This window comes from Sphingomonas sp. Xoc002, from assembly GCF_050408055.1.
GTDB classification, from domain to species: domain Bacteria; phylum Pseudomonadota; class Alphaproteobacteria; order Sphingomonadales; family Sphingomonadaceae; genus Sphingomonas; species Sphingomonas yabuuchiae.
In genome coordinates, this window is the sequence record NZ_CP191175.1 from 3,064,981 (window position 1) to 3,078,279 (window position 13,299).

The following is a 13,299-nucleotide window of genomic DNA, read 5'->3' on the forward strand; positions in this document are numbered from 1 at the left end:
AGTGCATGCCCCGCCCGCAACCCGAGCGGGTCCCGTGGCCTTCGACTTCGCTCAGGCTGAACGGGGGTGACGTGCAGGACGCATAGAAAAAGGCCCGGGGATCGCTCCCCGGGCCTTTCTTTGGCATTGCCGCAAGGACAAGGCCGGTCCGGTTCCCGGCGGGCAAGCCCCGCCGGTCCCCGATCCGACTTAGAAGTCCATGCCGCCCATGCCGCCCATGCCGCCACCGGCGGGCATGGCGGGCTTGTCTTCGGGCAGCTCGGCCACGGTGGCTTCCGTGGTGATCAGCAGGCCCGCGACCGACGCCGCGTTCTGGAGCGCGGTGCGGACGACCTTGGTCGGGTCGATCACGCCGGCGGCGACCAGGTTCTCATAGGTGTCGGTCGACGCGTTGAAGCCGAACGAGGTGTCGTCCTGGTCGAGCAGCTTGCCCGACACGACCGCACCGTCATGACCGGCGTTCTGAGCGATCTGGCGAACCAGCGCGGTCAGCGACTTGCGAACGATGTCGATGCCACGGGTCTGGTCGTCGTTGACGCCCTTGACGCCGTCCAGCGCCTTGGTCGCGTACAGCAGCGCCGTACCACCACCGGGGACGATGCCCTCTTCGACGGCCGCGCGGGTCGCGTGCAGCGCGTCGTCGACGCGGTCCTTGCGCTCCTTGACCTCGACCTCGGTCGCACCGCCGACCTTGATCACGGCCACGCCGCCAGCGAGCTTGGCCAGACGCTCCTGGAGCTTCTCGCGGTCGTAATCGCTGGTGGTGTTCTCGATCTGCGCACGGATCGCCTCGGTGCGGCCCTTGATCGCGTCGGCTTCACCCGCACCATCGACGATGGTGGTGTTGTCCTTGTCGATCGTGACGCGCTTGGCGGTGCCCAGCATGCCGACGGTGACGGTCTCGAGCTTGATGCCCAGGTCTTCCGAGATCAGCTCGCCCGCGGTCAGGATGGCGATGTCTTCCAGCATCGCCTTGCGACGATCGCCGAAGCCCGGTGCCTTGACCGCTGCGACCTTCAGGCCGCCGCGCAGCTTGTTGACGACGAGCGTGGCCAGAGCCTCGCCCTCGATGTCCTCGGCGATGATCAGGAGCGGACGGCCCGACTGGACGACGGCTTCCAGGATCGGGAGCATCGCCTGCAGGTTCGACAGCTTCTTCTCGTGGATCAGGATGTACGGGTCGTTCAGTTCGACCGTCATCTTTTCCGGGTTGGTGATGAAGTAGGGCGAGAGGTAGCCGCGGTCGAACTGCATGCCCTCGACGACGTCGAGCTCGAAATCGAGACCCTTCGCTTCCTCGACGGTGATCACGCCTTCCTTGCCGACCTTCTCCATGGCTTCGGCGATCTTCTCGCCGACTTCACGGTCGCCATTGGCCGAGATGATGCCGACCTGCGCCACTTCCGACGAACCCGACACGGGCTTCGAACGCGACTTGATGTCCTCGGTCACCTTGGCGACGGCGATGTCGATGCCGCGCTTCAGGTCCATCGGGTTCATGCCGGCCGCGACCGACTTCATGCCCTCGCGGACGATCGCCTGGGCCAGGACGGTCGCGGTGGTGGTGCCGTCACCGGCGATGTCGTTGGTCTTCGACGCCACTTCGCGCACCATCTGGGCGCCCATGTTCTCGAACTTGTCCTTCAGTTCGATTTCCTTGGCGACCGAAACGCCGTCCTTGGTGATGCGCGGGGCACCGAACGACTTGTCGATCACGACGTTGCGGCCCTTCGGGCCCAGCGTGACCTTAACGGCATCGGCGAGGATGTCGACGCCCTTCAGAATGCGCTCACGCGCGTCGCGCGAAAACTTGACTTCCTTGGCTGCCATGGTGGCTACCCTTTCAATAGAATGTCAGAAAAAACGGGAGGAAAACCGGTCGCTCAGCCGATGATGCCGAGGATATCCGATTCCTTCATGATGAGCAGGTCTTCACCGTTCACCTTGACCTCGGTGCCCGACCACTTGCCGAACAGAATGCGGTCGCCCGCCTTCACGTCGAGCGGCGTGACCTTGCCGTCTTCGGCCTTGGCACCGGTGCCGGCAGCGACGACCTCGCCCTCCTGGGGCTTTTCCTTGGCGGTATCCGGGATGATGATCCCGCCAGCCGTCTTTTCCTCGGCCTCGACGCGACGGACGAGAACGCGGTCGTGCAACGGACGAAAGTTCATTGCCATGTCCCTTTAATCTGGCGTGTTACACTTTTCTGGCACTCGAGCCATGCGAGTGCCAACGCGACCGGATATGTGAACGGGCATTCAGGCCGTCAACGCCCGTCGCCAAAAAATTTCGACGGGCCGTGGCAGGGGCGGGAACAAATTCCGGCGGCCTCGCTGCGTATTGGCCCGGTAATACGGACCATTGCCGAGCATCTCCCGCTGGAGTAGCGATAGGGGATGACCGACGCCCGCGCCGACGCAATTCCCCCCGCCTCTCCGCTCGACCAGGATTTCAGCCGACCGGGGCGCAAGCCCGGACGGCGCAGCGGCTGGCGGCTGGTACGCGGCGCCTGGCGACTGCTGGTCGGCATCAAGGATTTCCTGGTGCTGGCCGCGATGCTGTTGTTCTTCGGCCTGATATTCGCGGCGCTGAACGCCCGGCCGGGGACCAAGGCGATCACCGACGGCGCGCTGCTGTTGAAGCTGGACGGCCCGATCGTCGAGCAGCCCGAAACGGTCGCGCCGCTCGCCATGCTGTCGGGGCGCAGCGTGCCGCACGAATATCGCCTGCGCGATCTGGTCCGTGCGATCGATACCGCCAAGGACGATGGCCGCGTCAAGGTGCTGGTCCTCGATCTGGACGCGTTCGGCGGGGCCTATCCCGCGACCCTTCAGGAGGTCGGCGACGCGATCCAGCGTTTCCGCAAGGACGGCAAGCCGGTGCTGGCCTATGCCACCGCCTATACCGACGGCGCCTATCGCCTGGCCGCCAACGCCAGCGAGGTCTGGGTCAATCCGCTGGGCGGCACGCTGTTCACCGGGCCGGGCGGCAACCAGCTCTATTACAAGGGCCTGATCGACAAGCTGGGCGTCACCACCCATGTCTACCGCGTCGGCAAGTTCAAATCCTTCGTCGAGCCCTATATCCGCAGCGACCAGAGCCCCGATGCCCGCGCCGCGTCGCAGGCGCTGTACGGCACGCTGTTCGCCCAGTGGCGCGAAGCCGTGGCCAAGGCGCGGCCCAAGGCGCAGATCGACGCCTTCCTGACCCAGCCCGACCGCGCAGTGCTGGCGTCCAACGGCAGCATCGCCGATGCCAATCTGAAGGCCGGGCTGGTCGACAAGCTGGGCGACAAGCTGGCCTTCGGCAAGCGCGTGGCCGAGATTGCAGGCGCCGAGGCAAACAAGCCCGCAGGCTCGTTCCGCACCATCTCCTACGCCTCCTGGGTGCGCGCCAATCCGTTGCCGACCAAGGGCGATGCGATCGGCGTGCTGACCATCGCGGGCAATATCGTCGATGGCGAGGCCGGTCCCGGCACCGCCGCGGGCGAGACGGTGTCCAAGGCGCTGCTCGACGGGCTCGCCAAGAAGAACCTGAAGGCGCTGGTCGTGCGTGTCGATTCGCCGGGCGGCTCGGTGCTGGCCTCCGAACAGATTCGCCAGGCGATCCTGGAGGCCAAGCGGCAGAAGCTGCCCGTCATCGTCTCGATGGGCGGCCTGGCGGCGTCGGGCGGTTACTGGGTCTCGACCCCGGCCGACCTGATCTTCGCCGAGCCGGGCACGATCACCGGGTCGATCGGCATTTTCGGCATCATCCCGACCTTCGAGAATACGCTGGCCAAGATCGGCGTGACCACCGACGGGGTGAAGACCACGCCGCTGACCGGCCAGCCCGACGTGCTGGGCGGCACGACGCCGATGCTCGACACCATCCTCCAGGCGGGGATCGAGAATGGCTATCGCCAGTTCCTGACCCGCGTCGCTGAGGCGCGCCACATGACGCCCGAAAAGGTCGACACCATCGCGCAGGGTCGTGTGTGGGACGGTGGCACCGCGCGCCAGATCGGGCTGGTCGACCGCTTCGGCACCCTGTCCGACGCCATTGCCGAGGCCGCGCGCCGCGCCAAGCTGGACCCGGCCAAGGTCTATCCGGAATATCTGGAGAAGAAGCCGGGCTTCGCCGCGGTGCTGGCCGAAGGGTTCGACAGCGACGATGACGGCCAGCAGGGCGGCGACGTCTTCGCCATCGCGGCGGCCGAGCGCCGCGCCGTCGCGGCCCGCGCGCTGGGCGATGTCGCGCGGCTGGCGCGGGGCGGGTCGGTGCAGGCGAAGTGCCTGGAATGCGGTGCGCTGGGGCCCGTAGGCTCAGCCAGCGACGAGCGGCTGCTCGATCTGCTGATCGCGCGATTGGGACTCTGAGCTGATCCCCCCCCCCCCCCGTCCAGCCTGAGCCCTTCGGCTGGACGGAGGGAGGGGATGTGGCGCTCAAGGGCGCAGAACGTTGGCCCCTTCCGAACCGCACATCCCCGCGCTACGCAGGCCCATCGTTTCAGGAGACGCTGCCCCCATGATCGCCATCCGCGCCGCCCGCCCCGATGACGCCGCCGCCATCGCCGCCATCTATGCGCCGCATGTGCTGGCGGGCGTCGTCTCCTTCGAGACCCAGGCCCCCGACGCGGACACGATGCGCGCGCGGATGGAGGGGGCGGACGGCCTCTATCCCTGGATCGTCGCGACGCTGGCCGATGAAGAGGGCCGCGAAGACGCTGTGATCGGCTATGCCTATGCCGCGCGCTTCCGCGAGCGCGAGGCCTATCGCTGGGTCGTGGAGACGACCATCTATGTCGCCGACGTGTCGCAGCGTTCGGGCATCGGGCGGCTGTTGTACGAGGCGCTGGTGGACACGCTGACCGCGCAAGGCTTCACCCAGGCGATGGGCGTGATCGCGCTGCCCAATGACGGCTCGATCAAGCTGCACGAAGCCGTCGGCTTCCGCCGCGCGGGCGTCTTCCGCGAGGTCGGCCACAAGCATGGCCGCTGGATCGATGTCGGCTACTGGCAGCGCGAACTCGCCGAACCCGCCCCCCACCCCGCCGAACCGAAGCGCTTCGCCGATGTTGGCGTGGTGCGCGATCCGGTGGCGGTGAAGCATCGGTAGGGCCGACCCACGCCTGCGCGGAAGCTGACAGAATGACGGTCTTTTCGCCACGTATCCCTGAATATTGGCAGGCGCAGTTCGCAGGCGATGCGCTGGGTCCGGAAAGCTGTACGGTCAATCCTTCCCTGTCGCACAAGCGGCCTGCCATGATCCTGACAAGGGATGGTGCCCCCTCGCAGATGACGGTCCGTCCCGAACTTGCAGCGTGTCTTGGACAACTCACGCCGAAGTCCCCGTCGATCGAAGACCGGAGAGCAGCGCTGATCCGGTCCGGCATCGCCTTCCACGATCCCGACCATCTGTTCTACCTGCCCGAGGACGAGCCAATCCCCACGCCCGCGCGGTCGGCACGCAAGCTGACGCCGGACGACCGCAGCGCCTTCGACATCTTTCATCATGAAGCGCCCGAGACTGACCGCGAGGATGCGTTCGTCGAATGGGATCATTGGGCCGTCTTCGGCTGCTTCGATGGCGATCGGCTGATCAGCGCGGCCAGTGCGATGCTGTGGGAGAACAGCCCGTTTGCCGATCTGGGTGTCCTGACTCTGCCCGATGCGCGAGGCAAAGGTGCCGCCCGCGCCGTCGTTCTCGCGATGCTCGACTTTGTACGAGGTCAGGGCCTCGAACCGCAATATCGCTGCCAGATCAACAATATCGCGTCCGTCGCGCTGGCGAAAGCGTGCGGCCTGCGCCTCTATGGGCAATGGATCGTAGCCGCCGAACCGCCCTCTCCGTGCCATAGTTGAGCGGCCCGACACACAATACCAATCTAAGGCTTGGCTTTGCGCATCCGCTTTGGCTAACGCCGTAAGGGAAGCCCCCCGGGGCATGCGCAAGGAAGGAACAGGCATCATGGCTGCCGACTGGTCGACGATCGAATCGCTCCCGCAGACCCCGCTTCTCGATCTTTTCGCGAATGATCCCAATCGGCTGGCCTCGCTCAGCCTCGATGTGGCGGGTATCCATTTCGATTGGTCCAAGACCCATCTGACCCGCGAGGCCGTTACCGCCTTTGCCGAGCTCGCCAAGGCGAGCGGGCTGGCCGCCAAGCGCGACGCGCTGTTCGGGGGCGAGGTCGTCAACGTCACCGAAGGCCGCGCGGTCGAGCACACCGCCGAGCGTGGCGAGGGCAATCCCGAGAGCGTCGCCGTGGCGCGCCAGTCGCACGCCCGGATGCGCGCGCTGATCGACGCGATCGAGGCGGAAGCGCTCGGGCCGATCCGCCATGTCCTGCACATCGGCATCGGCGGCTCGGCGCTGGGGCCCGACCTGCTGGTCGACGCGCTGGGCCGCGACAGCGACCGGTATGACGTGGCGATCGTGTCGAACGTCGACGGCGTCGCCTTGGAGGAAGTGTTCAAGCGTTTCGACCCCGCCGCCACGCTGCTGGTCGTTGCATCCAAGACCTTCACCACCACCGAGACGATGCTGAACGCCACCTCGGCGCTCCAGTGGATGACCGAGAGCGGCGTCGAGGACCCGTATGGCAAGGTCATCGCGCTGACCGCCAATCCCGAAAAGGCGGTCGAATGGGGCGTGGACGAGACGCGCATCCTGCCGTTCGCCGAATCGGTCGGCGGCCGTTATTCGCTCTGGTCGACGATCGGCTTCCCGGCGGCGCTGGGCCTGGGTTGGGACGCGTTCGAGGAACTGCTGGAAGGCGCGGCCGAGATGGACCGTCATTTCCGCCTGACCGATCTGGCACAGAACGCCCCCGCGCTCGCCGCCTTTGCCGACCTTTATTACACCCAGGTCCGCCATGCCGAGACGCGCGCGCCCTTCGCCTATGACGAGCGTCTGCGCCTGCTCCCCTCCTATCTCCAGCAGCTGGAGATGGAGTCGAACGGCAAGGGCGTGACCGTCGACGGCCAGCCCGTCGGACGGCCGACCTCCGCGATCACCTGGGGCGGGGTCGGCACCGATGCGCAGCATGCGGTGTTCCAGCTGCTCCACCAGGGCACGCATCTCGTCCCCGTCGAGTTCATCGCGGTCATCGAGCCGGGCGATGTGCTGAGCGACGATCATCACCGCCAGCTGCTGCTAAACGCCTTTGCGCAGGGTGCGGCGCTGATGAAGGGCAAGAAGGTCGACGACCCCGCGCGCAGCTATTCGGGCGATCGTCCGTCCTCGACCATCCTGCTCGACACGCTCGACCCGCGCACGCTGGGCGCGCTGATCGCCTTTTACGAGCACCGCGTGTTCGTGAACGGCGTGCTGCTGGGCATCAACAGCTTCGATCAGTTCGGCGTCGAGCTGGGCAAGGAAATGGCCAAGGCCGCCGACCAGGGCGGGCAGGATTTCGATCCCTCGACCGAGGATCTGATCAAGCGGGCCTTTGGCGAATAACAATCCTCCCCTGTAAGGGGAGGAATTTTGAATTTCCGATCACTGTCAGGGGGACGCTGAACTTGGCTCGGCGTCCCCCGTTGTGCTTTTAGGCGGGCTGCACACCCGCGCTTTCTGAATTCCCGGAGAAACCGATCCCATGGCTGACTATGACTATGACCTGTTCGTCATCGGGGCGGGTTCGGGCGGCACGCGCGCCTCGCGGGTCGCGGCGGCGCATGGTGCGCGCGTGGCGGTGGCCGAGGAATATCGCGTCGGCGGCACCTGCGTCATTCGCGGCTGTGTCCCGAAGAAGCTGCTCGTCTATGGCGCGCATTTCGCCGAGGACCTGAAGGACGCCCGCCGCTTCGGCTGGCAGGTGCCGAGCGACTGCGAATTTTCGTGGGAGACGCTGCGCGACAATGTCCTGTCGGAGGTCGACCGGCTGAACGGTGCGTACAAGAAGACGCTGGAAAGCCACAATGTCGAGATCATCGACCAGCGTGCCGTCGTCACCGGCCCGAACAGCGTCCGCCTGGCCGACGGGACCGAGAAGACCGCCGAGCGTATCCTGATCGCGGTCGGCGCGCATCCGGCCGTTCCCTCCTGCCCCGGCCATGAGCATGGCATCACCTCCAACGAGGCGTTCCATCTCGACGCGATTCCCAAGCGCGTGCTGATTGCAGGTGCGGGCTATATCGCCAATGAGTTTGCGGGCGTGTTCCACCAGTTCGGCGCCCACGTCACGCTGATCAACCGCAGCAAGGATATCCTGCGCGGCTATGACCTGACGATCCGCGACCGGCTGCTCCAGATTTCGATGATGAAGGGCATCGAGTTCCGCTTCGACGCGACGTTCGAAGGGATCGAGAAGATGGACGATGGCTGCCTGGCGGTATCCATGTCCAACCACGAGCCGATGATCGTCGACCTGGTGATGTTCGCGACCGGCCGCCTGCCCAACACCCATGGCCTGGGGCTGGAGACGGCGGGCGTCGAGCTCGACGATCACGGTGCGATCAAGGTGGACGAGGACAATCGCTCGACTTGCCCCAGCATCTATGCGGTGGGCGACGTGACCAACCGGGTCCAGTTGACCCCCGTCGCGATCCGCGAGGGACAGGCCTTTGCCGATACGGTGTTCGGCAATAAGCCGACCCGCGTCGACTATGATTGCATCCCGGCCGCCGTGTTCAGCCATCCGCCGATGGCGGGCGTCGGCATGACCGAGGCACAGGCGAAGCAGACGCTGGGATCGGTGCGGGTCTATACCTCGGACTTCCGCCCGATGAAGAATGTGCTGGCAGGCCGTGAGGAGCGCGCACTCTACAAGATGGTGTGCGACGGCGACACGGGCCGCGTGGTCGGGCTGCACATGATCGGTCCCGACGTGCCCGAAATCCTCCAGGCCGCCGCCATCGCGGTGAAAGCCGGGCTGACCAAGGCGCAGTTCGACGCCACCGTCGCGCTGCATCCGACCATGTCGGAGGAACTGGTGCTGATGCGCTGAAGGCTCGACTGCCCCCCGGTGTCCCACCGGGGGGCAGTCCGTAAAAAGACTATTCGTGTTTACGTATCGCGCGAAACGTTATTGCGGTTTAGGATTATGTTCACGTCGAGTCGCTAGGACGTTGGAACAGAGGCGTTGCGGTGGAAATGGAACCGAAGATGAGTGAGCATGGCGTTACTTTCGAGCAGGTCATCGCCTTCGCAAAGGCCGCGATGGACGGTGCGGATGCGCTGAACCAGCCGCTGGCGGGCAACCACATCGCCGCCGGGCTCGAAATGCTGCGCAACGCCCATCAGCAGGCGGGAGCCGCCTCCTCGGTCTGATCGTCAGGCGTCTTCCGCGCTTTTGCCATCGTCCAGCGCGGTGGCTCGCCGATGCGCGGGACGATCCTGCAAGCGACCGATATAGGCCATGATCGCATCGGTCTTGGGGATCAGCCCGAACTGGGTGAACCACATCAACTGCGACCCCAGATAGACATCCGCCGCCGTGAAGCGCTCGCCGGTGATATAGGGATGCTCGGCCACCGCCGCGCCGACGACGCCCACGGCCCGGTCGAAATCGCCATAGCCCGCCATACGCTGTTGCTCGGCGGTCGGCTCCACGCCCATCGCGCGATTGGTGATCGCGGCCTCCAGCGGCCCCGCCGCGAAGAACAGCCAGCGATAATAACGCGCCTGCTCCTGCGGCAAGGGCGACAGTTCGGCATCGGGAAAGGCTTCGGCGAGATAGGCGCAGATCGCCGCCGTTTCCGTCACCACCTGGCCGCGATGGACGATGGCGGGCACCTTCATCATCGGATTGATCGCGTGATAGTCGGGCGCGATCATCGTCGTCCCGTAATCCAGCACGACCGTGTCATAGCTCGCCCCCGTCTCTTCCAGCATCCAGCGGGCGATGCGGCCCCGCGACTGGGGGTTGGTGTACAGCGTCAGGTCGGCGGTCATCAGGCTCTCCATGGCGGTGCGAGGGGCGAAATCAGGCGCGATCGAGATGGCGGTGCAGAAAGGCGATGGTCCGCGACCAGGCCTGGGCTGCCGCCGCCGCATTATAGCGCTCGGCGGAGCTGTCGTTGTTGAAGGCATGGTCGACGCCCGGATAGGTAAAGGCCTCGACCGGCCGCCCCGCCGCCTTCAACGCCGCGACCCAAGGCTCGCCGGTCGCGTTCACGCGCGCATCCTTGCCCGCATAATGCAGCATCAGCGGCGTCCGAACCTTCGCCGCTTCGCCGGGACTCGGTGCGGGGCCGTAATAGGCCACGCCCGCCGACAGCGCCGGGCCTGCCGCCACCGCCAGCCGGTTGACGAACGCCCCGCCCCAGCAAAAGCCGACCGCACCGACGCGGCCGGTGCCCGTCTTGTCGGTGGCGGCATGTCCCATCATCGCCCGCGCCTGGGCCAGCGCCAGATCATAGTCGAGCGTGGCGATCAGCGTTCGCGCGCGATCCTCGTCCGCCGGTGTGCCGCCCTGCGGAGCCAAGAGATCGGGCGCGATCGCGTGGAACCCGGCCAATGCCACGCGCCGCGCGACATCCTCGATATGCGGGGTAAGTCCGCGATTCTCATGGATGACCAGCACCGTGCCGAGCCGCTTCTTCACGCCCTTGGGACTGGCGAGATAGGCGGCCGAGCGCGCTCCCGCCTCCATCCCCTCGCGACGGTCGATACGCAGCCGGATATCATGGGGGTCGGTCTGCGCGGCAGCGGCGGGACTGGCGGAGATACCCAAGATCAGCGCCTCGGCGGCGGCAACCGATCCGGCCAGCGCGGTCATCTGGCGCAGGAGGGTGCGGCGGTCGTGATGCTCATGGGTGAAGGCGTCATAGATACGCACCGCGCGGTCGCGCAGCGATTCAGTCGGGGGGATATCGGTCATGCGGGCATCCTCCACTCCGGTCACGGGTCCGGCATCGGTACCGGTATCTTCGCGATTGTGGGGGGAGCTTAGTGGCGTGGCGGGACCGGGGCCAGGGTTGATTGTGCGGGGGCGGCTGGGCGTGGCCTTCACCTTCGGTCAGGCTGAACGGAATGGGGGGATGCGCACCCGGCGTTTCGTGAAGATATCGCCTAAGCTCTGATGAACTGAGATGGCCCCACCCCTCCCCTTCAGGGGAGGGGCAGGGGGTGGGGCGCTTCCGCAAGCCTGGCGTTCGTAGAGAGGCCCCACCCCAACCCCTCCCCTGAAGGGGAGGGGCTCGCGTCGACTTAATAGGTTGCCTCCTACTTTTGCCTCCGTTCGGGCTGAGCGAAGTCGAAGGCCACAGGACAACGCCTAAAACAAAAAGGCCGCCCCCTTATCAGGGACGGCCCTTTCGTCAGCCTAGCGGGAAGATCACGCCCCCAGCGGGCTCGGCGAACCGAACGGCCCGCTGCCGCGCCGCGTCTTCGGGATCGAGGTCCCCGCCTTGGCGATCGGCGTCGCCTTGGCCTTGGGGTCGTCGCGACCGATATCGTCGCCCGCGATCAGCTTCTTGATCTCGTCACCCGACAGCGTCTCATATTCGAGCAGCGCCCCGGCCAGCAGATGGAGCTGGTCGACATGCTCGGTCAGCACATGCTTGGCGCGATGCAGGCCGCCCTCGACGATCGACTTGATCTCGTCGTCGATCAGCTGCGCGGTCTGGTTGGACATACGCACCGGCTGGCTGGACGAATAGCCCAGGAAGCTCTCGCCTTCCGGCTGGGCGTACTCGACCGGGCCGACCTTGTCCGACATGCCCCACTTCGTGACCATGTCGCGGGCCAGGCCCGTGGCGTACTGGATGTCGCCGCTCGCACCGCTCGACACCTTGTCATAGCCGAAGATGATCTCTTCGGCGACACGACCGCCCATGGCCACGGCCAGGTTCGCGTACATCTTGTCGCGGTGATAGCTGTACGAGTCGCGTTCCGGCAGGCGCATCACCATGCCCAGCGCGCGACCGCGCGGGATGATCGTCGCCTTGTGGATCGGGTCCGACGCCGGTTCGTGCAGCGCGATGACCGCATGGCCCGCTTCGTGATAAGCGGTCATCCGCTTCTCGTCCTCGGTCATGACCATGGAGCGGCGTTCCGCGCCCATCATGACCTTGTCCTTGGCTTCCTCGAACTCGGCATTGGCGACCAGGCGCTTGCCCTTGCGCGCCGCCATCAGCGCGGCCTCGTTGACAAGGTTCGCCAGATCCGCGCCCGAGAAGCCCGGCGTACCGCGCGCGATGACGCGGGCGTCGACGTCGGGGGCCAGCGGCACCTTCTTCATATGGACTTCGAGGATCTTCACGCGGCCGTCGATATCGGGGCGCGGTACGACGACCTGGCGATCGAAGCGACCGGGGCGCAGCAGCGCGGGGTCGAGCACGTCGGGACGGTTGGTCGCGGCGATGATGATGATGCCTTCATTGGCCTCGAAACCATCCATCTCGACCAGCAGCTGGTTCAGCGTCTGCTCGCGCTCGTCATTGCCGTTGCCCAAGCCCGCACCGCGATGGCGGCCGACCGCATCGATTTCGTCGATGAAGACGATGCACGGCGCCGACTTCTTGGCCTGCTCGAACATGTCACGCACCCGGCTGGCACCGACGCCGACGAACATCTCGACGAAGTCCGAACCCGAAATGGTGAAAAAGGGCACGCCCGCTTCACCCGCGATGGCGCGGGCCAGCAGCGTCTTGCCGGTACCGGGCGAGCCGACCAGCAGCGCGCCCTTCGGGATCTTGCCGCCGAGCCGTGCGAACTTCGACGGGTCCTTCAGGAATTCGACGATTTCCTGCAGCTCTTCGCGTGCTTCGTCGATGCCGGCCACATCGTCGAACGTCACCTTGCCTTCCTTCTGGGTCAGCATGCGGGCGCGGCTCTTGCCGAAGCCCATCGCGCCGCTGGCACCGCCGCCCTTCTGCATCTGGCGCAGAACGAAGAAGGCGATACCGATGAACAGCAGGAACGGCAGCGAATTATAGAGCATCAGCATCCAGATGGACGGTCCTTCCTCGGTCTTCGCCGTGAAGGTCACGCCCTTTTCGCGCAGACGCGGGATCAGCTGCGAGTCGGGAACCGGGGTGGTGCGAAACTTCTCGCCCGAGGACAGCGTACCGGTGATCGACTCGCGCGAGATGGTCGCAGTCTTCACCGTGCCCTCGTCGACCTTGTCCAGGAAGGTCGAATATTCGATCTGATTGCCGCTCTGCGCCGAGGAACCCGCGCCCGACAGGCTGACGAACAGGGCGAGCGCCATCAGGATGCCCACCCAGATCAACAGGCTCTTCATCCAGGGGTTGCCGCCCCCATTGGGATCGGGGCTCTGCTGCTTGTCGTTGTCGTTCATCGGTGCCGGATACCTTTCAGTGCCAAGATAGGCATGACGAGGTTAATGGCAATGGAACAAGACCGATC

Annotated in this window: 11 protein-coding genes; 6 read left to right on the top strand and 5 right to left on the bottom strand. The window is 65.9% G+C overall.

All coding sequences use genetic code 11. The features are described from left to right. Positions 1 to 189: 189 nt before the first annotated feature. Positions 190 to 1,830, bottom strand: coding sequence for a chaperonin GroEL (gene groL / locus ACQR50_RS14010; RefSeq protein ID WP_056431576.1), 1,641 nt, complete (start codon positions 1,828 to 1,830; stop codon positions 190 to 192). Positions 1,831 to 1,883: 53 nt separating this feature from the next. Next, positions 1,884 to 2,171: a co-chaperone GroES gene (gene groES, locus ACQR50_RS14015; RefSeq protein ID WP_007405746.1), complete on the bottom strand. Its 288-nt coding sequence runs from the start codon at positions 2,169 to 2,171 to the stop codon at positions 1,884 to 1,886. Positions 2,172 to 2,396: 225 nt separating this feature from the next. On the opposite strand from groES, the gene sppA reads away from it, so the two are divergent. From sppA to ACQR50_RS14045, 6 genes are all read left to right on the top strand, one after another. Further along, on the top strand, positions 2,397 to 4,358 hold the full coding sequence (gene sppA, locus ACQR50_RS14020) for a signal peptide peptidase SppA (RefSeq protein ID WP_428968776.1): 1,962 nt from the start codon (positions 2,397 to 2,399) through the stop codon (positions 4,356 to 4,358). Positions 4,359 to 4,506: 148 nt separating this feature from the next. Next, positions 4,507 to 5,097 carry a GNAT family N-acetyltransferase gene (locus ACQR50_RS14025; RefSeq protein WP_058745876.1) on the top strand — a complete coding sequence of 197 codons (591 nt, stop codon included), beginning with the start codon at positions 4,507 to 4,509 and terminating at the stop codon, positions 5,095 to 5,097. Between the two features lie 32 nt (positions 5,098 to 5,129). Further along, positions 5,130 to 5,843, top strand: coding sequence for a GNAT family N-acetyltransferase (locus tag ACQR50_RS14030; protein WP_428968777.1), 714 nt, complete (start codon positions 5,130 to 5,132; stop codon positions 5,841 to 5,843). A gap of 106 nt (positions 5,844 to 5,949) precedes the next feature. Next, complete coding sequence (gene pgi / locus ACQR50_RS14035; protein WP_428968778.1) at positions 5,950 to 7,443, top strand: glucose-6-phosphate isomerase; 1,494 nt, start codon at positions 5,950 to 5,952, stop codon at positions 7,441 to 7,443. A gap of 139 nt (positions 7,444 to 7,582) precedes the next feature. Continuing rightward, a complete protein-coding gene (gene gor, locus ACQR50_RS14040; RefSeq protein ID WP_428968779.1) occupies positions 7,583 to 8,932 on the top strand; it encodes a glutathione-disulfide reductase in 1,350 nt (449 codons plus the stop codon). 158 nt (positions 8,933 to 9,090) lie between these two features. Next, a complete protein-coding gene (locus ACQR50_RS14045) occupies positions 9,091 to 9,255 on the top strand; it encodes a hypothetical protein (protein WP_156361023.1) in 165 nt (54 codons plus the stop codon). A gap of 3 nt (positions 9,256 to 9,258) precedes the next feature. Here the strand turns inward: ACQR50_RS14045 and ACQR50_RS14050 are convergent, their stop codons facing one another. The 3 genes from ACQR50_RS14050 to ftsH all read right to left on the bottom strand — a co-directional run bounded on the left by ACQR50_RS14050 (position 9,259) and on the right by ftsH (position 13,231). After that, positions 9,259 to 9,879 carry a glutathione S-transferase family protein gene (locus tag ACQR50_RS14050; RefSeq protein WP_428968780.1) on the bottom strand — a complete coding sequence of 207 codons (621 nt, stop codon included), beginning with the start codon at positions 9,877 to 9,879 and terminating at the stop codon, positions 9,259 to 9,261. 31 nt (positions 9,880 to 9,910) lie between these two features. Beyond that, positions 9,911 to 10,807 (bottom strand): dienelactone hydrolase family protein, encoded by an 897-nt coding sequence (locus ACQR50_RS14055; protein WP_428968781.1) that lies wholly within the window; start codon positions 10,805 to 10,807, stop codon positions 9,911 to 9,913. A gap of 456 nt (positions 10,808 to 11,263) precedes the next feature. Then, positions 11,264 to 13,231, bottom strand: a complete 1,968-nt coding sequence (gene ftsH, locus ACQR50_RS14060) for an ATP-dependent zinc metalloprotease FtsH (protein ID WP_076717328.1) — start codon at positions 13,229 to 13,231, stop codon at positions 11,264 to 11,266. Between the last annotated feature and the right edge of the window lie 68 nt (positions 13,232 to 13,299).

Excerpts from the sequence above, each read along its gene's own strand:
- groES (WP_007405746.1), bottom strand. The coding sequence starts at position 2,171 with ATGAACTTTCGTCCGTTGCACGACCGCGTTCTCGTCCGTCGCGTCGAG.
- ACQR50_RS14025 (WP_058745876.1), top strand. The coding sequence starts at position 4,507 with ATGATCGCCATCCGCGCCGCCCGCCCCGATGACGCCGCCGCCATCGCC.
- ACQR50_RS14055 (WP_428968781.1), bottom strand. The coding sequence starts at position 10,807 with ATGACCGATATCCCCCCGACTGAATCGCTGCGCGACCGCGCGGTGCGT.
- gor (WP_428968779.1), top strand. The coding sequence starts at position 7,583 with ATGGCTGACTATGACTATGACCTGTTCGTCATCGGGGCGGGTTCGGGC.
- ACQR50_RS14030 (WP_428968777.1), top strand. The coding sequence starts at position 5,130 with ATGACGGTCTTTTCGCCACGTATCCCTGAATATTGGCAGGCGCAGTTC.
- pgi (WP_428968778.1), top strand. The coding sequence starts at position 5,950 with ATGGCTGCCGACTGGTCGACGATCGAATCGCTCCCGCAGACCCCGCTT.
- groL (WP_056431576.1), bottom strand. The coding sequence starts at position 1,830 with ATGGCAGCCAAGGAAGTCAAGTTTTCGCGCGACGCGCGTGAGCGCATT.
- ftsH (WP_076717328.1), bottom strand. The coding sequence starts at position 13,231 with ATGAACGACAACGACAAGCAGCAGAGCCCCGATCCCAATGGGGGCGGC.
- ACQR50_RS14045 (WP_156361023.1), top strand. The coding sequence starts at position 9,091 with ATGAGTGAGCATGGCGTTACTTTCGAGCAGGTCATCGCCTTCGCAAAG.
- ACQR50_RS14050 (WP_428968780.1), bottom strand. The coding sequence starts at position 9,879 with ATGACCGCCGACCTGACGCTGTACACCAACCCCCAGTCGCGGGGCCGC.
- sppA (WP_428968776.1), top strand. The coding sequence starts at position 2,397 with ATGACCGACGCCCGCGCCGACGCAATTCCCCCCGCCTCTCCGCTCGAC.